38 protein-coding genes are annotated in these 20,932 nt (G+C 57.2%); all 38 read right to left on the bottom strand.

What is annotated here, in order from left to right:
- Window positions 1-22 precede the first annotated feature (22 nt).
- On the bottom strand, window positions 23-346 hold the full coding sequence (locus MHY24_RS02330; protein WP_239228220.1) for a hypothetical protein: 324 nt from the start codon (window positions 344-346) through the stop codon (window positions 23-25).
- Between the two features lie 32 nt (window positions 347-378).
- Entirely contained in the window at window positions 379-735 is a 357-nt protein-coding gene (locus MHY24_RS02335) for a hypothetical protein (protein WP_239228221.1), read from the bottom strand.
- Between the two features lie 99 nt (window positions 736-834).
- Window positions 835-1,563 (bottom strand): hypothetical protein, encoded by a 729-nt coding sequence (locus tag MHY24_RS02340; protein WP_239228222.1) that lies wholly within the window; start codon window positions 1,561-1,563, stop codon window positions 835-837.
- Window positions 1,564-1,950, bottom strand: coding sequence for a hypothetical protein (locus MHY24_RS02345; RefSeq protein WP_239228223.1), 387 nt, complete (start codon window positions 1,948-1,950; stop codon window positions 1,564-1,566).
- 5 nt (window positions 1,951-1,955) lie between these two features.
- Window positions 1,956-2,240: a hypothetical protein gene (locus MHY24_RS02350; RefSeq protein WP_239228224.1), complete on the bottom strand. Its 285-nt coding sequence runs from the start codon at window positions 2,238-2,240 to the stop codon at window positions 1,956-1,958.
- Window positions 2,240-2,575: a hypothetical protein gene (locus MHY24_RS02355; protein WP_239228225.1), complete on the bottom strand. Its 336-nt coding sequence runs from the start codon at window positions 2,573-2,575 to the stop codon at window positions 2,240-2,242. The genes MHY24_RS02350 and MHY24_RS02355 overlap by 1 nt, the downstream gene beginning before the upstream one ends.
- A complete protein-coding gene (locus tag MHY24_RS02360) occupies window positions 2,569-3,027 on the bottom strand; it encodes a Gp19/Gp15/Gp42 family protein (protein WP_239228226.1) in 459 nt (152 codons plus the stop codon). The genes MHY24_RS02355 and MHY24_RS02360 overlap by 7 nt, the downstream gene beginning before the upstream one ends.
- 21 nt (window positions 3,028-3,048) lie before the next feature.
- A complete protein-coding gene (locus MHY24_RS02365; protein WP_239228227.1) occupies window positions 3,049-3,411 on the bottom strand; it encodes a hypothetical protein in 363 nt (120 codons plus the stop codon).
- 15 nt (window positions 3,412-3,426) lie between these two features.
- Window positions 3,427-4,368, bottom strand: a complete 942-nt coding sequence (locus MHY24_RS02370) for a hypothetical protein (protein WP_239228228.1) — start codon at window positions 4,366-4,368, stop codon at window positions 3,427-3,429.
- Window positions 4,369-4,381: 13 nt separating this feature from the next.
- Window positions 4,382-4,771 carry a hypothetical protein gene (locus tag MHY24_RS02375; protein WP_239228229.1) on the bottom strand — a complete coding sequence of 130 codons (390 nt, stop codon included), beginning with the start codon at window positions 4,769-4,771 and terminating at the stop codon, window positions 4,382-4,384.
- Window positions 4,772-6,277, bottom strand: a complete 1,506-nt coding sequence (locus MHY24_RS02380) for a head maturation protease, ClpP-related (protein ID WP_239228230.1) — start codon at window positions 6,275-6,277, stop codon at window positions 4,772-4,774.
- Window positions 6,274-7,635 carry a hypothetical protein gene (locus tag MHY24_RS02385; protein ID WP_239228231.1) on the bottom strand — a complete coding sequence of 454 codons (1,362 nt, stop codon included), beginning with the start codon at window positions 7,633-7,635 and terminating at the stop codon, window positions 6,274-6,276. The genes MHY24_RS02380 and MHY24_RS02385 overlap by 4 nt, the downstream gene beginning before the upstream one ends.
- Window positions 7,628-9,259, bottom strand: a complete 1,632-nt coding sequence (locus tag MHY24_RS02390; protein WP_239228232.1) for a hypothetical protein — start codon at window positions 9,257-9,259, stop codon at window positions 7,628-7,630. Before MHY24_RS02390 ends, MHY24_RS02385 begins: the two co-directional genes overlap by 8 nt.
- Window positions 9,260-9,278: 19 nt before the next feature.
- Complete coding sequence (locus MHY24_RS02395; protein ID WP_239228233.1) at window positions 9,279-9,572, bottom strand: hypothetical protein; 294 nt, start codon at window positions 9,570-9,572, stop codon at window positions 9,279-9,281.
- Window positions 9,573-9,687: 115 nt separating this feature from the next.
- Window positions 9,688-10,050, bottom strand: coding sequence for a hypothetical protein (locus MHY24_RS02400; RefSeq protein WP_239228234.1), 363 nt, complete (start codon window positions 10,048-10,050; stop codon window positions 9,688-9,690).
- A 183-nt stretch (window positions 10,051-10,233) separates the two neighbouring features.
- The gene (locus tag MHY24_RS02405; RefSeq protein WP_239228235.1) at window positions 10,234-10,425 is read right to left on the bottom strand and encodes a hypothetical protein; all 192 of its coding nucleotides are present in this window, start codon (window positions 10,423-10,425) and stop codon (window positions 10,234-10,236) included.
- A 190-nt stretch (window positions 10,426-10,615) separates the two neighbouring features.
- Window positions 10,616-11,197 (bottom strand): hypothetical protein, encoded by a 582-nt coding sequence (locus MHY24_RS02410; protein WP_239228236.1) that lies wholly within the window; start codon window positions 11,195-11,197, stop codon window positions 10,616-10,618.
- 11 nt (window positions 11,198-11,208) lie between these two features.
- Window positions 11,209-11,631, bottom strand: a complete 423-nt coding sequence (locus MHY24_RS02415; protein ID WP_239228237.1) for a RusA family crossover junction endodeoxyribonuclease — start codon at window positions 11,629-11,631, stop codon at window positions 11,209-11,211.
- Between the two features lie 234 nt (window positions 11,632-11,865).
- Entirely contained in the window at window positions 11,866-12,060 is a 195-nt protein-coding gene (locus MHY24_RS02420) for a hypothetical protein (protein ID WP_239228238.1), read from the bottom strand.
- Between the two features lie 63 nt (window positions 12,061-12,123).
- A complete protein-coding gene (locus MHY24_RS02425) occupies window positions 12,124-12,273 on the bottom strand; it encodes a hypothetical protein (RefSeq protein ID WP_239228239.1) in 150 nt (49 codons plus the stop codon).
- Complete coding sequence (locus MHY24_RS02430) at window positions 12,258-12,584, bottom strand: hypothetical protein (protein ID WP_239228240.1); 327 nt, start codon at window positions 12,582-12,584, stop codon at window positions 12,258-12,260. Before MHY24_RS02430 ends, MHY24_RS02425 begins: the two co-directional genes overlap by 16 nt.
- Window positions 12,585-12,768: 184 nt before the next feature.
- Window positions 12,769-13,113 carry a hypothetical protein gene (locus tag MHY24_RS02435; RefSeq protein ID WP_239228241.1) on the bottom strand — a complete coding sequence of 115 codons (345 nt, stop codon included), beginning with the start codon at window positions 13,111-13,113 and terminating at the stop codon, window positions 12,769-12,771.
- Window positions 13,106-13,483, bottom strand: a complete 378-nt coding sequence (locus MHY24_RS02440; protein ID WP_239228242.1) for a hypothetical protein — start codon at window positions 13,481-13,483, stop codon at window positions 13,106-13,108. The genes MHY24_RS02435 and MHY24_RS02440 overlap by 8 nt, the downstream gene beginning before the upstream one ends.
- Entirely contained in the window at window positions 13,476-13,862 is a 387-nt protein-coding gene (locus tag MHY24_RS02445) for a hypothetical protein (RefSeq protein WP_239228243.1), read from the bottom strand. The genes MHY24_RS02440 and MHY24_RS02445 overlap by 8 nt, the downstream gene beginning before the upstream one ends.
- Window positions 13,855-14,214 (bottom strand): hypothetical protein, encoded by a 360-nt coding sequence (locus MHY24_RS02450; RefSeq protein WP_239228244.1) that lies wholly within the window; start codon window positions 14,212-14,214, stop codon window positions 13,855-13,857. The genes MHY24_RS02445 and MHY24_RS02450 overlap by 8 nt, the downstream gene beginning before the upstream one ends.
- Window positions 14,207-14,581: a hypothetical protein gene (locus tag MHY24_RS02455; protein ID WP_239228245.1), complete on the bottom strand. Its 375-nt coding sequence runs from the start codon at window positions 14,579-14,581 to the stop codon at window positions 14,207-14,209. The genes MHY24_RS02450 and MHY24_RS02455 overlap by 8 nt, the downstream gene beginning before the upstream one ends.
- Window positions 14,574-14,963, bottom strand: coding sequence for a hypothetical protein (locus tag MHY24_RS02460; RefSeq protein ID WP_239228246.1), 390 nt, complete (start codon window positions 14,961-14,963; stop codon window positions 14,574-14,576). Before MHY24_RS02460 ends, MHY24_RS02455 begins: the two co-directional genes overlap by 8 nt.
- Window positions 14,960-15,265 (bottom strand): hypothetical protein, encoded by a 306-nt coding sequence (locus MHY24_RS02465; RefSeq protein WP_239228247.1) that lies wholly within the window; start codon window positions 15,263-15,265, stop codon window positions 14,960-14,962. Before MHY24_RS02465 ends, MHY24_RS02460 begins: the two co-directional genes overlap by 4 nt.
- Window positions 15,262-16,050, bottom strand: coding sequence for a hypothetical protein (locus MHY24_RS02470; protein ID WP_239228248.1), 789 nt, complete (start codon window positions 16,048-16,050; stop codon window positions 15,262-15,264). Before MHY24_RS02470 ends, MHY24_RS02465 begins: the two co-directional genes overlap by 4 nt.
- 43 nt (window positions 16,051-16,093) lie before the next feature.
- Window positions 16,094-16,252, bottom strand: a complete 159-nt coding sequence (locus MHY24_RS02475) for a hypothetical protein (protein WP_239228249.1) — start codon at window positions 16,250-16,252, stop codon at window positions 16,094-16,096.
- A 67-nt stretch (window positions 16,253-16,319) separates the two neighbouring features.
- Complete coding sequence (locus MHY24_RS02480; protein ID WP_239228250.1) at window positions 16,320-16,472, bottom strand: hypothetical protein; 153 nt, start codon at window positions 16,470-16,472, stop codon at window positions 16,320-16,322.
- A gap of 53 nt (window positions 16,473-16,525) precedes the next feature.
- Window positions 16,526-17,005: a single-stranded DNA-binding protein gene (locus tag MHY24_RS02485; protein ID WP_239228251.1), complete on the bottom strand. Its 480-nt coding sequence runs from the start codon at window positions 17,003-17,005 to the stop codon at window positions 16,526-16,528.
- Complete coding sequence (locus MHY24_RS02490) at window positions 17,005-17,325, bottom strand: hypothetical protein (RefSeq protein WP_239228252.1); 321 nt, start codon at window positions 17,323-17,325, stop codon at window positions 17,005-17,007. The genes MHY24_RS02485 and MHY24_RS02490 overlap by 1 nt, the downstream gene beginning before the upstream one ends.
- On the bottom strand, window positions 17,326-18,177 hold the full coding sequence (locus tag MHY24_RS02495; RefSeq protein WP_239228253.1) for a hypothetical protein: 852 nt from the start codon (window positions 18,175-18,177) through the stop codon (window positions 17,326-17,328).
- Window positions 18,178-18,345: 168 nt separating this feature from the next.
- Entirely contained in the window at window positions 18,346-19,287 is a 942-nt protein-coding gene (locus tag MHY24_RS02500) for a YqaJ viral recombinase family protein (protein ID WP_239228254.1), read from the bottom strand.
- A gap of 187 nt (window positions 19,288-19,474) precedes the next feature.
- Window positions 19,475-19,750, bottom strand: a complete 276-nt coding sequence (locus MHY24_RS02505; RefSeq protein WP_239228255.1) for a hypothetical protein — start codon at window positions 19,748-19,750, stop codon at window positions 19,475-19,477.
- A gap of 79 nt (window positions 19,751-19,829) precedes the next feature.
- Entirely contained in the window at window positions 19,830-20,021 is a 192-nt protein-coding gene (locus MHY24_RS02510; protein ID WP_239228256.1) for a helix-turn-helix domain-containing protein, read from the bottom strand.
- A 746-nt stretch (window positions 20,022-20,767) separates the two neighbouring features.
- Window positions 20,768-20,923, bottom strand: a complete 156-nt coding sequence (locus MHY24_RS02515) for a hypothetical protein (protein ID WP_239228257.1) — start codon at window positions 20,921-20,923, stop codon at window positions 20,768-20,770.
- Window positions 20,924-20,932 lie beyond the last annotated feature (9 nt).

Raw genomic sequence — 20,932 nt, forward strand, 5'->3', positions numbered from 1 at the left:
CCATCAAAAAGAGCCACAGGGATTACCCTGCGGCGTTAAACTCCCTGGCTCGCTCACGAGCCCGTTTCATCGCATCCTCACGTTCCGCAGCCCTGCGGCGACGCTTCATCTCATCCCAGCGCGGGTGCTTAGCCCCATTAAGGCTGGCCCAAATATCCATCAAGACAGAGGAAACTTCACTCACCGGCGGGCGGTCCTGGACCGTAGAGTGAAACAGCGACTCGGGCGGAAGATGCTCCGCTAAAATCAACATGCGCCGCAAAGTCATGCGCGACGCTCCCCCACCCTCACGGTAGAAATCCCGGTAATCCAGGTGGTAGAACCGCTGAAAATCAACCTCTACCAAGTCCTCATGCTGCGCGATGAGGTACAGCAGCCCTATTTTCCCTGGCGGCGCTCACCCCACGCCTCAAACACCTGACGAAATTCCTCAACAGACAAGCCAAGGTCAATGAGCTTAAAGACCTGGTCTTCACCAATGATGGCTTCAAGCACACTCGGAATGTACTTCTGTGCGTAACGCTCGTGGAACACGAACATCATTCCGGCAGGCGCTGCTTCACGAGTCCATCGATCTTCAATCTCAATTTCTTCGCCATCTACATCGATGGTGAAGGTGGGGTATTCGATGTTCTCGTCTGGGGTGTCGGTGGCGGTTTCTTCGAGTGCTTCGGCCTGGGCGCCGGTGGCGTCCTTTGGGTCGATGGTGTCGTTCTTTTTCTTGCGAGTAGTCATGGCAGACCCTTTCACATTGAGTTGTTTAGTAAGAAACTTGGGCAGACCTTGGGGTTAGGGGTAGGGGCGGTCTGCCAAAATCTCCCCTACCCCATCGCACTACTGCGTAGCGCCAGACTCAGAGCCAGCATCAGAGCCAGCATCAGCGTCAGTATCAGCGCCGCGAGACGGAGCCTCCTCGGCAGCGTCGCCAGTGTCGTTCTTCTCCTCAGAGAAACGAATAACCTCCGGCAGCTCATCCGGGGTATCGTCACCACGTAGACGCAGGTAGTCATACAGTGCGCCGTACTGGTCCTTGCGAATCTCAGCCTTAAACTGAGTTACGGAAGCACCATCATCGTTACGCTCATTACCGGAATCTGCGTACACCAGAGCACGACGGCGAGAAACATCAATATAGATGTCACCGAAGCTATTGGTGGTCTTGAACGCAATGAACACCTCGGCAGGGTTCTCCGGCGCCATAAGAACACCCGGTTCACCCTCCTTGAAGTCAGAGCCTGGCCACAGCAGCGGGAAAGTCACGTCGTTCATTTCGAGCGCGTCGAAACCACGAACGTCCTTCTTGAACTTGTTATTCAGAAGCTGCAGCACGCCACCAAACGAGTTGATTTCAGTGCGGTCAACCTCCGGCTCCTGCGTAATGGCGGAACCATCGTTGAGCAGACCGACGAAGCTCCACACAGCCGGGTCGAATGAACCATCAATGCCAATCTTCGGATCGGAATCGGTAGAGGTGTAGACCTCCGCGTCCTTCCAGACATCAATCATCCGGGCGCGGTCAGTTTCCAGAGTCTGGGTGCCCTGGTCAGTGTTAGGGGTAGTCATTTAGGAAAGTCCTTTCTTAGTTGAAGCAGCCACGACCGTGACCGCAGCGACCCAACCCTTAACGTCCTCATCTTTCACAATGAGGAACGGGCCGGGAGAAATACGAAAACCCCCAACAGAGTGGGGGTTTAACAGCCAAGCGTTTATCTCACTAGCAGCACGTCGAACTTCCGGCTCATATTTTCCGTACACATTCACACGCACATTCTCAGTCGACGTAGCACGGCCCGAGCGTGGAGAACCATCACTCGACACCGTCACTACCGGGCCATCATCAACCGACCACCCCTGCGGGATAGCCGCCGCGACCCTAATCGACTTCGCCATCACGCCACGCAAAGCGCGGCGAATGACCTCCGGGGCGTTACGCTGAATAAAGTAATCCAACTGCGTCACCTCGGGTTATACCGGTGCACATCCAGGCCTTGCGACGCTGCAGCACGAGTCAACGTGCCGTGCTTAGCCTGCATAGCCAGGCCCTTCGCATGAGCCAACGTCACCAAAGCAACGGGGCGCCCATGACGGTCAGTCTTCATCGTCACCGTTACCGGAACATCACCATCAACGGAACCAGCGACCGCCTGCGCTTTCGACTCCAACTGCGGGGCTAACGAGGAAAGATTCTTCTTGTACCAAGAATCCGGAATATTCAGTCGAGGTTTCCCAACCTTAGCCACTAGCCCTCACCCCTCACGCAATCAAAAACCACAGACGGGCGATGCCGCCTGTACACAGGACGACGGTGTTTAGACCAGTCCCACGCTGTAATACGCACCTGATACCGCTTACCGCGAACCGTGACCTCGTCACCATCGGCAACCTCAGTCCCGGCCGGCGCCCACACGCGCAGAATGTCCTTCGTCCCCTGCTTGTCTTCATCCGACATCTCAGACAACGACAGCGGCTGCACCGACCTCACCACAACCTCACGGTCAGGCGCGCCAGCAACCGGGTAACCATCATCATCCACACCACCAGCAGCACCATGAATAATGACTGCTTCGCTCACCATGCACCCCGCTCACTGAACTCCGCACCACGAACCGCAGTACGCCGACCATACGGAATGACACTGCCACCACGACCGCGTGGGAACCCACCAACGCCAAGACCCAACAGGTCTAGAATCGCATCGTCAATTCCCACACCGCCCCAGTGAAACCGAAGCCCCTGCGAGTACGTCACCGAATCGGACTCCTGGCCCGTAGTCGACGACGCCGACGCAACACCCACATTGTCGCCAATGAGGACCGCCTGAAACACCATCGCACGCACAGCCTGCTTAGCCGCAAGCTGCAACCACCGAGAATCAGCAACCTCACTCTGGAAATCACGCCCACGCCGAGCAAACTCCAACTCGATAAGCTCATAAGACTGCTCAATCAGGGCGCCTACACGCGAGCGTTCTTCATCCAGCAAGGGGCGTGGGAAAACGTCAGCAACATCATCAACGGAGATATTCATCTGTTCTCCCCTCCTTAAGGTTTAGCGCGACTGATTAACAGTCTTCGTGACAAAGCCCATAATCTCGTTGCGCTTGGTTAATCCGGTGAGCTTAATCCCATTCCGGCGGGCATACTCTTTCCACTCCGCCACGGGAGCGGTCTTCTTCGGCAACGCCGGATAGCCAGACTCCTGCACCACCGAAACCGTTTCTTCAACCGGAGGCTCCGCCGGTTCTTCAACAGTCTCCGAGACAGGCGGCTCGCTCGGTTCAGTAACTACTACGCCCAGCTCAACGAGAGCATCGAAGTCTTTGTCTTCAACATCGATGACTTCACCGGAACGGTGCACCACTGTTGAGTTCAACGGGTAGCGGGCAGCCTTAGCAAGACGTACTTGCTTCATGCCTAGCCCCCCTTCCTAGATAGCGCCAGTGATCTTCACAAGCGCCTTCGGGGCACGCACAACCAAGGAACGGAAGTGCACATAATCCGAGCGCCAGGTCAGACGAGGGCCACCCATGCCGGACTGGCCACCCTCCTCATACCAATCAGAGAATCGCGGCGGCTCCGCCTCAAAGCGAGTACCAAGACCACCGGTCAGGGTTTCCGACATCACGTAAGCAACGCCGTCCTCCATGCCGTCGTCTACAACAAGCTCGAACTGCTCACCAATGACAGGCTGGCGACCAATCGGGGTGAAACGTGGGTCGGCGTGTGCCATGTCGCCGACGTACAGTTCAGTGACCTGCTTATTACGCTTCAGAGCATTGATGGTGCGACGGTTCGCCCAGATATAGCGACCTGCGTAGCCAAAGCGTCGACCCTCCTGGTCGACTGCACCTGCGAGCAGGTCATCAGCAGCGTAGAGGTCATCCATGGCCTTCGCGTCCGCAGTGTTCCACTTCGCTGCGACCGGCAGCTCCTCCACCTGGTCGTCAACTGCAGCGAAAGCCGCGAGCGCGTCACGGCCATTCTTGCGGCGAATCTCCGCAGCACGGCCAAGAAGCTCACGCTGCACCGCGGCGCCAGAGGTGAAGTTGCGCTGCGCGTAAGACACGCGGACACCAATACCAGTAGGCAGCAAGTCAGTGAAGCGTCGCTCACCACGAGACGGGTCACCCACCGGAATCTCCGCAAACTCCGCAATAGTCTGGGCTTCCTCGTCCAGGCCCGGCGCGGAATCCAGATTGTAGCCGACAGTGAGCTTTCCATCCGTGTTATACGGGTCGAAAATCAGCTCATAGGCCTGTTCGCCTTCCAGTAGCTCGTTGACTGCACCCTCGATAAGCTCCGAGGAGGTCAGGATGTCCTCAACGGACAGGTCCTTCAGGTCATCAAAATACGAGTTAGTAGTGCTCATTAGAGTGTTCCTCCTAGGATTCAGCAGCAGCTGCCACAGCAGGCAGCTGGTTGAGGATGGTTAGGGTCTTGCCGTTCTCGGTGGCGCGCACTGCCACGCCGACCTGGACGGAACCAGATGCGGACGCCTTGCCGTCAGCCGCGGCGAATACCGCAGCGCCGGCCTTAATCTCACCGTCGGTTTCTAGCTTCACCGCAGCATCACCGTAGTGAACGGCGATAGTCGCAGCACCAGGCTCCTTCGGCTCCACTCGACCAGCCTCGGTAACTGCACCAAAGACAGCGCCGGACGCATCAGCATGCTTAATCTTGCCGTTCTCATCCACAGCGACAAGACGGAACTTCTCAGTGTCGGCCGCAACCTCAAACGAGATAGGGCCGGAGCGGAAAGTAGGGTTCGACATTTACTTATTCTCCTTCTTATTCTGACGGTTAGCCGCAGCCTTGGCGCGCAGCTTCTCAACCTTGGACATGCCGGCAACATCACCGGAATGGCCAATCTCCTGAACCGGGACAGCCACATTCTTCGGCAGCGCGCCCCAAATCTTTTCCGCAGCGACCGGGTCAGTCTGGTAAGCGGCGATAGCTGCCGCACGGTGGCCTGCAGAGTATCGGCCTTCTCGGATGTGACGGTCGACCTTCGCTTCGAGCGCTCGGCGCTTGTCCTCTGCGAGCTTTGCGGAGTACTTCGCCCGGTCAGCCATATACTCGTCCCACACAGCACGCGGCACGGTCACCACGTCCGCCGCAGCTTCTCCACTAGCCGGGGCAGCGGGGGCATCTCCCTCAGCGCTTTCACCGTCGTTAGTATCCTCCGACAGTGCACGCACCGTCACAGACAGCGGAACCGCCGTCTCGTTGACCATCACAGTGAACTCAGCGGTCGAACCGACCTCCGCCCCAGACGGAGCAGTGATAGTAACCGAGCCACCCTCATCAACAGTGGCATCGAAGCCCTCTGCCACATCGCCCATGGTGAACGTGAGCCCTGCGGACTTCGCCAGTTCTACCGAGGCCGGGTTTGGCTTTGGCTCAGTGCCCTCGGGAATGACCTCAACCTGCTCATCGCCAGCAGTAGCGTCACCAATCTTCGCGTCAACGGTGATGCGCTCCGTAGGAACAATCTTCACGTCCTCCGGATAGGTCACATCAACCTCTCCGGTAATCTTGACGGTCGCATTAAAAAAGCCGGAGAGCTTCTTGCGAAGCTCGTCCGGCTCAACACCCAGTTCCTGGGCGAGATTTTTGATGCTCATCGCATCTCCTTTCTGCCCATCGCTGGGCTTAGTTGTTTCGTCCCCCGATTCCGACCGGGTGACAGGCGGCGGCGGAGCCGCAGCCCGGTTCGCAAATTTGAACCGGTGGCGCATCGAAGCCTCCGGGGCTTGTGCCTCCGGCACAGGCTTTGCGTCCACCACGCGATCTGCTAGGCCAGCGGCTACGGCCTCCTCGGAGGTGTACCAGGTCTCCGCCCCCATGGCCTCGAGCCAGTCGTCGACCTGCCCGCCTGCCTTTTCGGCGTAGATCGAGGCAAGCTTCATGTCCTGCCGCTCAAGGTCCGCCAGGGTCTTGCTCAACTCGTCGGCGTTACCATCCGAGAAAGTCATCGCCCGGTGAATCATCATCTCCGACGACTTACGCATCAACACCTCGTCGGCACCCCCGACCGCGATGAACGACGCCGCCGATGCCGCCAACGACTCAACAATGACGGTCACCCGGCCGGGGTGGTTTCGCAGAGCCTGCATGATGTCGATGCCCTCGTACACATCGCCCCCACCAGACGAGATACGCACCGTCACATCCCCGTCGATCTCTGCGAGCTGAGCTATGACACTCTTCGCTGTGATGGAGTCATCCGGCTCCCACATGTCAGCCCCAATGGGGCCGTACAAAAGAATCTCAGTCACTGCTTACCTCCTGTCACTTGGTGCCGGTAGGCGTCGAACGACTCCGCCGCATCAGGAGCGGGCGTTGACTCCGACGGCTCATCGTCGGACAGCGTCACCCCGATCTCCTGCTCCGCGTCCGACAACGATTTCTTCGCTTTCAACGCCTCATACAACGTGCGGGCCTTTGGGATTCGGAACGTGGAGCGCACCCACTGCTCGAGGTTTGGCTCCTTCGTCAGCACTCCCTGCGCGGCCAGCTGCGATACGTCCCCCGGCGTGAGGTCCTTCTGAACCTGAATCCGAGTCGAAGTAATCAGCGGTACCGGGCCCTCATAGTCAGGGAATGCTATTCCTACAAGGTCCTCCACAATGTGCTGGGATGCGATATCAGCAATCCATTCCGAAATGGACTGCAACCCTTGAATGAACTCACCTAGCTGAACATTCGCCAGGGCGTAAGACCCGCCCGCGCCGGTCAGGTTCAGGTGGGTGGCGTTGCACGCAATAGCAATCTGCGAAGCGTGGTACTGCATCGCCTTTTCAATATCCGGCAACGTGCCAGAAACACCCTCCACAGGCATCTTCGCCCCTGGCGGCAGAGAATACGCAGTAACCTCACCCGCAGCATAAGACTCCGCAAGCTCCTGGCCACGGTTCAACTCCTCTTGAACCTGAGAACGGTCAGTGAGCTCGGAGGCCTGGTACTTCGGAATACCCATACCGTTGCGCTGCATAACCAACGAGTTGAGCTTCTCCATCTTCATCAGCTCAAGCCAATTATCACGCGCAGGGGCAAACACACTCGAACCCTGCCACGTATCATCACGCCGCCCATGCCGGTACGCCACCAGACGCTCCACAGGGATGAAGACATCTTTGCTACCCTTCACCCCACGCTGTGTGATACCCACCAGACCACCATCAGAAGCGACGTGGATTTTACGGATGGATATATTCGGGCGCGGTGCCAGTTTCCGCAAATGGTGACGCCCATCATCGCCTAGTTCGTAGACCTGCTCGAAGAAAGCGACACCCGTGAACACGGCTTCCAGGGCCATCTTCAAATGCTCATCCCAGGAGACACGACCAGTACGGCGAGCTACCTGGCCATCTTCGCCCTTAACTGGCAAACGTAAATCAGTCGACACCAGCTCGACTACCTCTGCAGGTGCGCCGTTCGGCTCAATCGACCATGCGGCCTGCTCAATCGGCTTACGAATAGCGTTCTCAACCTGCGCAACCTTCGCCGTAGAACGCATCTCCATAAACTCCGCCTGCTGTGTCGCCCACGACACCGCATCCGGCCGGCCAACACGCGGAGACCACGCCGGCGACGACGCATGCCCAATCTCGCGCACCATCACATTGTCAGCCAACGAGCGCACCTCCCATCAACTTCTTCCTCGAGAACACCGGGAATGTCCCCACGGGGTTCTTCTTCTCAACCTCAACTTGCTTGTACGGCACCTGGAACTCCGCAATGAACTTATTCAAAGCCCACAACGCAAACGTGCCAGCAACAAGCACAGACACATCACCCGAAAAACGCTCAATCGACGGATACCGACCGCCACCATCACGCACCGTCGCAACACGCAACGCGCCGACCCATTCCTGCGCGCCGTCATGCGTGAGACGACCATCAGCAACCGCTTGCTTCATTTCACGAAGCGCGCCAGCGACCATGCCACCGTTAAGCAGCACCGGCTCAATCCCTACCGCCTGAAGATGCGGAACAAGAACACCAGCCGGCGAATCCTTATCCAACACCACCGCAGCAGGGTCATCATTCTCAACAACGAACCGGCGAATGGCCTCAACCGCAGACTCAACCTCAAACGCCTTATCGCCGTCCCTCTGCTCAAGGTGCACGCCCCGCGAAGTCTGCCCCGCAGACACAAACGTCACCGACTCCGAATCCGGCGACACCTCAACAGCAAGCACACACTCACCAACAGCAACACGACGCTCCACCGCCAACGACTCCCAACGCTCAAACGGAACAATCGGCTCGAAATCATCACCAAGCTCATCAACCCACTGACACAAATGCTCAGTACGAAAAGCCGCCTCCGACTTCGACTCACGGAAACCCGCCAACGTCGCCATCGTGATACGCCCATTCCCAAGGTCCGGATTCGCCTGCTTCCACCCCTCAGCATCATCAATATCCGCCGAAGGGTCAGCAGACCACTCAAACAGCCCCATACGAGTATTACGCCACGTACCCTCATCAATAGGGCGCTTCGCCATACCGCGATAATCACGCAGCACCACCGAATGGCCCACGCCAGCATTCGACGTAATCACAATCAACCCATTGTCCGGCACCGCAGTGGTAGCTTCCAACGAGTTCACACCCGTGAAGTCTTTTTGAGTACGCAGCTCATCAATGTAGAGCAAATCCACCGTGTCACCACGGCCAGCATTCTCATCAATGCCCACCGGGCGATACCGGTGCCGCTTACCCTTCGTCCACATAGCCTGCGCGCCCTTAGAATGGTCAACACGGCCTAAAAACTTACGCAACTTCGGGTGACGCTCAATCTCAAGCAGAATCTCATTCCACAAATCAATCGACTTATTTAACGTCTGCGCTGCGGCCATAACTTCCGGCATACGCTTGCGGAAAATAGCCCACTTAATGAGCTTCTTCACCCAGTCAGTCTTGCCATTCTGGCGAGAAATCAAAATCAAAGTCTTAGTAAACCGCAAACGCCCATTCGGAATTGGACGACCGCCGCGAACCTCCGGCGAAGCATACAAACGCTCCACCTTCGCAATCTCCGCAGCCGGATCATCCTCCAACATGGCGAACTCGAGCGCTTTCTCCTTTGTCAGCACCTCAAGCGCATGCATCGACAACCACTCCTGATAATCAGAAAGCGGCTCACCCAAAATCTCATCGCAAAACCACGCCATATCATGGCCCCACGACGCCCCCGGCTCATCAAGGTCACGCAGCGGCGGGGTAAACACCCGCGGCAAAGTCAAAGCCACGACCACTCACCCCTGACTACTAAAACTCGTCATCCTCCTGGACATCATCATTCAAGCCCAGCTTCTGCTTCCCCTCCGGATTAAGCCCCAAACCCGTCAAAACCTTATTCAACGTAGGCATCGGGCCAAACGAAGTCTTAGAAATAGCATCCGGGTCACCCGAATCACGCGCCTCGTCAATAATCGTCGCCAAATGCAACGCCAAATCGATTGAAGCCTGGTCAGACTCCACCAAATGATCCGCAGACTCAACCGCCTCAACGACTGATTCAACCATCGAGCGCAGTCCATCATTTTCAAAATCCATCAACATGCCTCCCTATACGCGCACGACCCCCCATTTTTCACCAGAGAGAGAATCCCTGACTGCATGCGGACGGGGCGGTGTCAGGGAGAGGGCGTGTCAGATTTTTTGGTCACCCCCTGGGTCACCAGTTGATTATTTTTCCGCCGGGCCAGTCGAGCCCCTCCCCTGTTTCAGTGTCGGTGGCTTGGCCGTGTTTGGCGTACCATTCGGGACCGTGTTTGACCCATGTGCCTTTTCCTTTGCCGTTTAGCGTGCGGTTGCATTTGCGGTGTATGAGGCGTTTGGGTGGCTGGGTTTTGTCCCTGTCTACGTGGTCCGCTTCGAGTGCGGCGCTGTCAAAGTTCTTGTCTGGGGTGCGGAACATTGGTTTGCCGCAGTATTCGCATTCGGTGCCGTCGACGAGGTTGAATAGTAAGTTTTTGCGGGTTTTTTGGTGTTGTTTGTATCCGTATCCGCGTTGTGTGGTGGTTTGGGCGAGACTCACGTTTACCTCCACATCTTCTTTGTGCCTTGTTCTGGTCGTGAGCCGGCGGCCTGCGCCTCGGTGTTGTTGCTCAGAGTTGCTCTAACGTTTCAATGCGTGATGGTTAGTTGCAGTGAGGTGGCTACAAGGCTTGGTTAAAACGACGAATACCCCCAACGTGTGTTGAGGGTATTCTCTTGACGACTATTCGTCGTGCATCTTTTTAGCGAGCTTTCTGACGTTCTGCATATTCGGCGATATGCCAGAACGTTTTAGCTCACGCGCTATATTGTCCTCGGTTTGTTTGACCGATTCCCCTTTTTGGAATTGAAGCTCGTTGAGCTTCTTGTTGATTTCTTCTTCAACTTGGTCTTTGTTGAACCTGAGTCTAGCCATCGAGTACCTCCTACTTCTTATTGGGTGGTACTCAAATTATGCCCTCTATTTAGGAAAGGCCATAGTAGAAGATGAACTTTAGGTTAACTTGAGAAACCTATGTACGCACCTAGCGTCTATTTTAATCTAAGCGCACTAAGTCGTCGCGTCGAGTATAGCAGTTGGCGTGACACGGCCGCAAGAGCTGCGGCTATTGATGCTGGCCTTTGAGGTGTTGGAGCACTTGGCTGGTGCGATAGAGGTTACGGTTGCCGGAGGCCTGGGCTTCGATGATGCCGCGGTGTACGAGCTGGCGTAGTTGTCCTTGGGTGACGCGGTGGCCTTGTCCGGCGCATAGGGTGATGACGGTGCGTGCTGGGTGCCAGGGTTCGGGACGATCGGCGCGTGGTGCGGTGGGTTGGATTAGGCGGTTGATGCGGCGGGTTTGGTAGTCGAGTTCTAAGGCGAGTTCGTCTACGTATCCGGGGTCGAGGGTGGTTATTTGTTCGGCGTTGAATTTGAGCCAGGGCAGCATGGTGTCCCAGTTTCTGGGGAGCATGCGGCTGGGTGTGATGTAGCGTTTGGCATCGCAGACGTAGTCGTAGAGTCTGGTTTCTAGTTCTATGCAGAGGTTGACGGGTTTGGTGTGGCCTGGGGTTTGGGGGCCGAGGCGTCCGCCTGGTCGCATGGTGCGTTCGTCTCGGGTTTGGCCGGTGGCGTATTTGGCTTCTTCGAGGTGGCGGTAGGCGGTGTGGAGGTGGTTTATTTTGTGGGTGAGTTCGGTGGTGTCCAATGGGGTTTCCTCTAGTGGGGTTGGGTTTCGCCTAGAGGTGTGATGGTGATGTGTGCGCCGGGTGGCTCGTCTGGTTTGGCTCGGCGTTTGAGTGCTGTTATTGCGGTGATGGTGGAGTCGTCGGTGATTATACCGGCGGTGGTGAGTGCGTCGTCTATGGCGCGGATTAGTTTGTCGAGGTCGGGTTTTACGGTGTGCCAGCTGCCGGGGTGTGGTTCTTTTTTGCGGGCGGGCATGACGAGTACGAGGTCTAGGCGTTGTGGGCCGGTGAGTGGTTCCCGGCCGCGGTGGGCGCGTTTGGAGATTTGGGAGACTTTGGTGCGCCAGGCTTTGACGTATTTGGAGGATTCCACCATGCGGCCACCGCCGACGTGGCGCTTGGAGCCTTGTGGTCGTGGTGTGCCGGGGACGAATGTTTGGAAGGCTGGGGTCATAGCCAGCCTCTGTGGGTGAGGGTGCTGGCGGGTTGGTCTCGTGTGAGGGTGATGCGGTCTGCCCAGTATCGGTCGAAGCCTAGGAGCGTGAGGGCTCGTGGGTGGATGGTGGCTATCTGTGCGGCGCATAGGGCGGCTGTGTGGTCCCCTAGGGGGTAGAAGTATGCGCCGGCTACCACTCCCCACGTGGGGCCGCTGGTGGACGCGAGTGGTTGGGCTTTGCGGACTTTAGGTTTATACATGCGGGGTTACCTCTAGCGGGATGATGTAGTCCAGGTCTTGGTGGTCGGTTTGTAGCCATTCGGTGCCGTTCAAATACCACCAGGCTTGTTGTTCGGTGTTGTGGTGGGTGCGTACAACGAGTTGGGGTATGCCGCCACAGACGCTGGCGATGAATGGTGTGCCTGCTGGGGCGTGTAGGTGTTCCATGGTGGTTCCCTTCTTTGGGCATAAGAAAAGACCCCGCGGTGTGCGGGGCCTGTGTGGTCAGGACTATTGTGGTGGCGCTTCGGATCTGTCTTCTTCTTCCATCGCTGCGATGGTTTCGAGGGCGCGCTGCGCGATGTAGGGCGGGATGATTGGGGGCTTGGTGCCGTCGCCTAGCCAGAAGCGGGCCTGCTCCGGGGTCATGCTTGCTCCCATTTTCCTATCCATTGGCGGTGTGTAGGATTCTCCTTGCCGCATAGGTAGACGGTTGTTACTCCCTTGCTTAGACGTTCGGCGTGCTCCCATTTCCCTGCTGGTGGTGTGCCGTCTGCTTGCCATGCGCGGGGCAGGTCGGGGCGTGGGGTGATGTCCTTCAGCTGGTAATCGATTTTCATCCCTTCGCTCGGTATTACTAGCTGCCACCCGATTTTTTCGTGGTCTCGGAACATTGGTGCGAGTAGTACGAATGTTCCTTTAGGCGTGTCACACCACATTCCTCGGCATTGTGCGCGTTCTTCTTCGGTCATGTCTGCGAATGTTTTAGTCATAGCGTTGTGGCTCCTGTCCATAGAATGGCCGCTAATGCGGTATAGGTGAGCGTAGGGGTGAGGTCAGGCTTCTGCCGCCACTGTGCCCGCCTGGCGATTTGAATAAGTCCTAGGGTGGTGGCGCTAAATGTGGCTGCGCACGCCCCGGCGATAATGATTACGTTCATGCTTCCTCCCGGTGGTTTGCGGCGGCGAGTATTGCTGCTGTGAGTTTTCGGGCTTCGGCGGGGCTGATGCTGAAAGCTCGGCCTTTTCGTTCGATGAATACTTCGCCGCCTAGTGCGCGGACTATTATTAAACCGCCGTCCTCATCATTGATGGGTATTTCCCAGTTGGGGCCGTTCCCGTGCTCAAAGAATGGTTGAGGCGTGTCTGGGGCTAGTAGACCGGCTTCTTGTAGGTCTCCTGCGAGGTTTTGTGCCGCCCAATCTGGATTGCTTTCCATCACGATCGGGTGCCGTTTCTGCCAGGTGCGGATAACTTCGGCTGCTTTGTATTGGTTATTCATCGTGGTCTCCTTGGATTTTTGCGACGGTGGTTTTTATGGCATCGGCTACTCGCTTTTGGACTACTACATCTTCGCTGTTTTCGGCGGCGAGCCGTGTTTCTTCTACGAGGTATCCGAGCGCGTCGCGTAGGTGGATTACTTCCTGTGCGAGTTCTGGGGCGGCGGCTGCGAGGTCGAAGTTCGCATACTCCTCGTCCTCTAGTGGATAATGAGGTGACCGCAGGGGAAGTCGGTGACGGCCCATTTGGAGTATTACCCAATACTCGTCCCATCCTTCGGGAACGCCCGCTACGCCATAGCGGGATTCCCACGGGCCTGGTGTGGCTTGGCTGAGTAGATGCTTGAGGTGGTAGGTGGTGAGGTTATTCATTGACTTCTCCTAGGACGATTTCTTTTAGGAAGCCTGCGATGATTGCGGGTGCTTGGGATTCGCCGGTTGCGGCTTTATCTTCCATGGCGGTGATTAGTTCCTCGATGTGTTCCCGTAGGTGGATTACTTCTTCCGCGAGTTGTGGGGCTGCGGCTGCGAGTCGCAGGTTACCGGGGTGATCTTCGAGAACCGTGTCATTGAGAATCTCAAACAGATGCCTACCGTCACTGCCTTTCACGATGTGCCCAATGTTTATGAGCATTGGAGGGTATTCCGGCCCTGCCACATGCTCCCATTCTTTTTCTTCTTTGAACTTCCAGGGCCCTGGTGTGGCCTGGTCGAGTAGGCATTTCAGGTGCATGGTGGTGAGGTCAGTCATTGGTGGTCTCCTTCAGGTCGCAGGCGGCGAGGATTGCATAAGCATTTTCCCGAGCCTTGGAGGTATCCGAAATGCGTATCTCAGCACAGTCAGATTCGAGCTCGGCGGGTTCCCAGTCTTCGTCGGTTTCGTCATGGATCACGTGGATAATTCCGTCTTCGAGAGAGACGTATCCGTCTTTCATGTGCCACTCGTATCCCCCGGTGTCGGGAAAGGTGCGCGGCTCTGGTAGGTCTGTCATGATTAGCCCTGCTTTGGCGAGTGCTTCTGCCGCGTCGTATGGGTGGATGCGGATTTCTCCGGGGCGTCGGGAGGCTTCAAGCACCGCGAGAGCACGGTCAATGTTATCCATCCTGCACCTCCGTGAGTGTGTAGCGCTTGCCAGTCGGGGTGAGATAGGCGGTGATGAGACTATAGGCTCGGTACAGGCCGCGCCAATTGCATAAACATTCGATTTCCGTGTCAGACGCGGGGTGCAGCATGATGACTTTCCCAAAGCCAGGGTGTTCTGCTTCTGCGAGGTAGTGCTTCTCGTCGTCCCATTCGACCTCGGCCATTGTGGGGCGTGGGCGTGGTGGGAGGACGGCGGCAATCGCCCTGCCCTCAGTTTTTATCAAGTCTTTTTCGTCAGGGTCCGATGTGTTGCTGAGTGCAACGCATACGAGCGCAGCTAACGCGTTGTTCGCGGCGATGATTTCTTGGCGGGTGGGGTTACTCATTGGTGGTGTCCTTTGCTTGTTCTGCTAGGCGGCGGGTTTCTGCTTCGACTTCCTCCCACGTCCAGATATGGGGAATTTCTCCGTACATGCTCAGGGTTGACATTTTTTCTGTCTGGTAGGCGAGCTCAGCCTCGGGATGGTGGCCGTCGCGGAAGTGATTAGTGTCGAAGCCGATTACGCGGCCCTCGTGGTAGGTGATTCCTCCGTGTACGTCCACGCCGTCGAAGAGCTGTAGGTCTCCCTCGTCGAGCCATGGGTGGTTTTCTGGCAGTTCTATGTATCCGTTGATGGTGAACGGCCCCAGCTGCGTCATACAGTTGATGCCCTGGTGAGTGAAGTAACGGGCGGTGTTGTTGGCGATACAGTCGAACGGGTTGGTCATTGGTTGTCCTTGTGGGTGTTGGTGGCGTTTTTGTGGGCGGTGATGTGGGTGGTGGGGTCTTGTCCTTGGGGTATGCGGGTTTGGTGGATGGTGTGGTTGTGGTGGTTGCGGGTTTCGATGAAGGCGGTGGTTTCTTCGGCGTAGATGACTATGTGGAATCCGTGATAGGGGAAGGTCCAGTGTTGGATGTAGGGGCGTGGGTGGTGGCGTTTGGGTTTGCGGGTGTTGAATTGGCGGCGGCATTCCTGGTCGATGATGTCGACCCATAGGCGCCATTGGGGGTTTTCTGTTGGGGTGGTCAAAATGGTGGCTCCTCGCGTGGCTGGCGGTGGTCGCAGCGCCTGGCGGGGTTGGTGCCTTTTACCCATCCGTTTTCGTCGCATTGGTTGCAGTTGTCGATGGCTTGGCGGCGTTGTTTGCGTTCGTCTGCTTTCGCGGCTTTTTGGTGTTCCTCGTACGCGATGCGGGCTTCTGCGCATTGGCCGCAGTTGGGGACGGTGCCGGGTGCGAGGTGTTGGTGTTCGGGGCAGCGGCGTGGGTCGGGTTGGCTGGCGGCGTGAGCCGCCGCTAACTCGTCGAGATTTTGAGGTTGGGGGCTTTCGGTGTTGGGGTCTTGTCCACCAGTAGGGTTACTGGTTTCCTTAACCCCCTCCCCTGTTCCCCTGTTCCCCTGTTCCCCTGTTCCCCTGTTCCTATGCTCCGGTTTCCGCGAACTTCCGCCGCCTTGTGTAGGAACTTCCGACGCTGTGCGTAGGAAAGTGTAGGAACTTCCGTCACTCCACTGGTCAGAGACGTTTTCGCCGTCTTCTGGGGCTGGATATTTAGACTTAGCCTTGCGTTCTGTGCGCTGATGGTCCGCCCATGTTGGGATGGCGTAGTAGGTGCGTCCGTGGACCTCATAAATGATGATTCCGAAGGTGTCTACAACTTCCTTCACGACGCGGCGGAAATTCTCGGAAGTTCCTACGCTAAGTTCTTTGATGTCATCGTTGGGGAAAATGAACCCCTCTAACTCCTTCAAGTTGAGGGTTCCGCGCCCGTAATCATCCGCCCAATTCCACATCCCGATGTAGGCCAGGCGCGCCACAGCAGACGCCTTTGCCACATCCGGCGAGGACCAAAATTCGGGTTTAATCGTCCTGATTCGGGGCATCGTCTTCTCCTCCTTTCTCTATGGATTGGAACAACTGGATTAGTGCGTCGAGGAATGCGGGCCGGGCGCAGTACACGTCCTGCGATTCCAACCAAGCACGCATATCTTCGCGGGAACGGTGGTCGGGGTTAGGCATGGGTAAAAGTCCGTTGGGGTTAGAAATAAACCCCGCCTGTGGACTGTGGAGGTCCTAAAAGGCGGGGTTATGCGGTGGGGTCGACGAGGACGGTGGATGTTGCTTTAAGGGCGAAGCGGCCGTCTCTGGTGGCCCCGTGGACTGTGCCGTCGTATTCGGCGGCGTAGGTGATGCGGTCGGGTATTGAGTCCGGGTCGAAGGCGGAGGGGAATAAGGCCACACGTTTGCCCTTATGGTTGGGGAGGTCTGCGGCCTTAATCTCGATGTAGACCATCAGAATGGTGGTTGCTGGTCTTGGCCTGCCTGCGCCGGAGGCTGGGACCATGCGCCACTGGTAGCTGTCTGGCCGTTCTGGGCAGCGTTGTTCCACTGCTGCTGTGCCTGATTTTGCTGCTGCGGCGCAGCAGGCAGCACGTAGTAACGCATGGCGTTGAACTCCACCTTGCTGCGCTTCTCCCCTTCCCTGGTTTCCCACGTGCGGGTAATCAACTTGCCGGTGACGGCTACCTGGTCGCCCTTTTTCAAATCAGCGGCCATCTCAGCCCACGGGGTGGGATTCTGCTTATTGCCCTGCTCGTTCCAGATGGTCACATCTAGGTACATGCTGCGAGTCTTTACCCACTGGTTCTGCTCTTGGTCGAACCTATTGTCCGAATTGGCGAGGGTGAAGTTAGCCACCGCGGCGCCCTGCGGCGTGAAACGTAGCTCCGCGTCTCGCGGCAAGCCACCAGTGAGAGTGATTACGTCAATCATTAAAAGCCCATCTCCTTAAGTTGTCGTTTGGTCGCGTTGATGCGGATATAGCAGTCGGTCTTGCGGGCCCTGGACTCGCACGGGTACTCACTGAACGGGCGGATTTCTCCGCGGTGAATACGGTTCGAAAGATTCCGCGCACGACCAATCAGCTTCTTTTCCGCCTGCCCCTCGGCGTCCGGATAGAGCCACACGTAGGGAACCTTTGCCCACTTGCCGGGGTTAGCCAGCATTTCGTCGATGAGCTCCTCGGCACGCTCATTATCAATAGTGGTCCTGCCTTGTACCGGTGGCAGTTCGTCTACGAATACGAAGCCCATTTACTTCTCCTTTAGCTGGTTGTAGCGGTCCATGATGATCTGCTTTGCGGCTTCCGGCACGTCACCGTCTGCTTTGAGTGCGTCGGCAAACTCGTTAATTTCCGTTGTGGTGGACATGCCCGCCACGGTGTTTTTAATGTCGGCCAGGAACTCATCGTCGCCATCGACTTCGGCGTCTACCGGCTCCTCCTCCGGCGCAGTATTCGTTGCTGCGGCAATCGCAGACAAGCCACGCGACTGCTGCGGCTGCTGACGAGTAGCCGTTGCTTTAACCGGCTTTGGCTCGAAGGCTGCTTCCTCGGTCTCTGAGTACAGGCCCATGAGTGGGCCTGCGGCAATCATGCGGGCTAATTCTGCCTGGCACTTGGAGCGCAGCATCTCCTGCGGGTTGGTGCCGTAGCGTTTGTTGCTCGTGTAGCCGGCTTTCTTGGCGCGGTCCATAGTCCAGGTGACTTGCTGTTCGTGCCCGCCGGGCTTGCGGCCTGCCCACGTAACAGAATTATCGGAGGCTTCCACCTCCCAGAGTTCGCAGCCGGCGTTTTCAGCAACGGCGACCATGGCGCGGGCGTACATTCCGGTCTTGCCGTTGATGACAAAGAAAGCTTCCAGCGCACCGTCCGGGTCGAAGCCCAAAGCGGTGCCGCGGATGATGGCTGCAGCGGCGTCCATCGGCTTGCCCTTGTAAATAGATGGGCATGCGCCGGTCTTGGTGATGAAGTCCGCATAGTCGAATGCCATGGCTTTCAGTTCGGCGTGCTGGCGGAGTTTCGCAACGCCCTTTTCCATGAGGGTCTGGCTGGCGTACGGGGCAGCTGGGGTGGCTGGCGCGGTGTAGGTTTCTACTTCGGTCATGATTAGTTCTCCTTGGTGATGTGGGTGCTGATGGTGGTGAGTGCGTCTGCGATTCGGCACAGTGCCGTAAGTTCGATGACCTCACACGCTGGTATTTCTGTCATGAGGTCTATCTCGTCTTGACGGACAGCTGTCTGGAGTTGCTCTTCAAGCGAGGGCGGTGTGGTGTTAGGCATCGGCGAGGTTGGCTTTCTTGTTGAATTGGACGTAGGGCGTGCCGCCATTTTTGGCGCGGCGGTCGGCGAGCTTCACGGGCTTGTCACGCCCGGGAATGTTCACGGTGGCGTATTTTGCGTTTCCCATGAGCTTGGCGAGCTGTGTTTTTGCCAGCTGGGCCTGTTTCTTTGCCTCTGCTTCGGCGGTGATTGCGTCCAGCCATGCGACGGCCTGGTCACGGTCAACATCTACGGACTCGTGGGTATCAATGTCGGGGTGTAGTCCGCGGATGACGGTGTAGTCGCGTAGCGAGTCGCTAAGCTCCGGCTCTTCCCCTTCCTCAAGGGTTTGCATCCATTCGGCGGCTTTATCCACCATTCCCTCAAACACGGGTTGGCTCCACTCCACAGTGTGGATTTCCGGCGCGCCGAACGGCCCCAGGACACAGATGCTTGCTTGGTGAATACCACTAATGCCCATGCCCCAAAGGACTTGGGCATAGTAGTCGGCGGGTACGGCGTTATCCTCCCCTGGGCGGCCCCAGTCTGCGAGGTCGCGGGCAGTCTTGCACTCGATAATGTGGAAGCGCCGCGGGTCACGCACACCAAAGGCACGGTTCATGGCGCGGCGGTCCAAGGTGGCAAGATTCGGGAAAGGGAGATCATCGCGGGTATAGGTGATCTCCGTCTCCCCTGGTTTCCCGGCGTTGAGCTGCCAGCCGGGGTTGTGGTGCTTCCACCATTCAGCGAGCGAGTGCTCCGCGATATGGCCCCACGCGCCAGTCTCCTCATCAAACGGTTCCGGCTCAACGTTGCCGGACATTTCATGCCACAGCGAGAACGGGGACTGGAATCGAGACAAGCCCAGAATGGTGGCAATCTTTGAGCCGGACATGGTGCGGCGCCATTCATCTGTTCCGGGGCGTGGTGGCTGTTTAAGAGTTTTCGAAGTCATGCGTTAATCAGCTTTCTTTCTTCCCTTTGGCGGCGCGCCGGCGTGATGTAATCCCCTATCGTTTCGACTGGGGTTCCATACACCTGAGATAGCCGCCGAATGGTCAGTTCACGGGAGATGCCGCAACGAGTGAAGTGGTCAAATTCCTCTTGGATGACACGCACGCGAGTAATGCTCTTCCGTGGAGTCATTGCTTGCTCCTCGGTGTGTGGTCGCGCAGGAGATCGTCGATGCGGCTTGCTTCTTCCGCGTTAGGGGCCTCCGATGGTGTAAGCCCTAGGTGGTGATTCATGCGCTTATTTAGGTTTCCGATAGCGTCAGATAAAGCGCGGTCACGGTAAAAGGCGCGGGTGGCGTCATCTTCGAGTTGATTAATGCGGTGGTTAACCACCACCGACAGGGCCATAGTCCCCAACAGGTTAATCAGAACGATGGCGCTCATAGCAGCAATCCAGGTGTTCACAGTGCAATTCCTCCAATCAGAATGCCGGCGAATACAAACGAGCCGAAGACGCAGCCAAGTGCGTAATCTTTGAGATGACTCATGCGCTCACCGCCGGGTCTAGGAGAGCATCGATAACCTTCTTTGGGAATACAGTGCGGTTACCGACCGTGATGGGATGCAGATGGGCTACCTTGTCGGCGCGCACGTGGTCATACAGCGTCGACGGGGCGATCCCCAGCAGGGCGGCGACTTCTTGGACTGAATAGGCCTGCGTTTTGGTAGGCTTCATCGTGTCCTCCTTATTGTGGTGATGAGGTGGATAAAAATGGATTGAGAAAGCCCCGCGCACAGCTACTGCACGGGGCTTTACTCATAGGTGGGGAGTAGAGCGCGCCGACGCGGCCGACGGCCAGGCCGCGCATTGTGGTTTGCTTACGAGACCCGCTAGGCGAAGCGGTCGGGTCTCTCTACTCCCCCAGTTCTCCCGCGTGGAATCGAACCACGAGCCCCGTCGAAGGGAACGACCAAGCCAAAGTCGGGGCGCCACACCACCGTGGCGGGAGATTAAAGCCCCAAGGCCGCGCAGTCCGCAAAATCCGGCCTTGAGACGTATCAGGGGTTGATGCAGCTACCGCATGCCGGTCAGGTTAAGCCGGTGCAGTACTCACTGCGCGGGCTTTAGGACAGTGCTAATCCGTTAACACCAACCCCTAGTGGCCTGCCGGGGAATCGAACCCCAGTTAGTCTTTTGTAAGCACATTTCCTTAGCCCCTGTAGTAGGTGTAAAAGAATTGTGATTTGTCCATTCAGGCCTGGTATTTATATGCGCGCCACCATTTACGCCCGTGCGAGGTCGCTACACCGTCAACACAGGCACCACAAGGGCTGGTGGCGCTGATCCACTAATTCAGTTCTCAATACAACGTTTTTCGCCCTGCCCTAACCCATCGGGGTTAAGTCACTTTGACGAAAATTCAGGACACACGAGTCCCAGTGCCCGTGGGGAGGCTCGCACTCCCCCGCCTGCTAGTCGGGCTATTGCGTCTTGGATTGGTTGAGTTTCTTGAGGGTCTTGCGCGCTGCGGCTTCCGCTTCGGCAAAGAGCGCGTCTACTTCTTTGGGGTCGAGCTGTTCTTTGATTGCGGCTTCGATGTAGCCGAGCATGAAAGCTTGGATGCCGGAGATGTCCATGGGTCTTCG

It is taken from the genome of Corynebacterium sp. ACRPQ (assembly GCF_022347225.1).
GTDB lineage: Bacteria > Actinomycetota > Actinomycetes > Mycobacteriales > Mycobacteriaceae > Corynebacterium > Corynebacterium tuberculostearicum_D.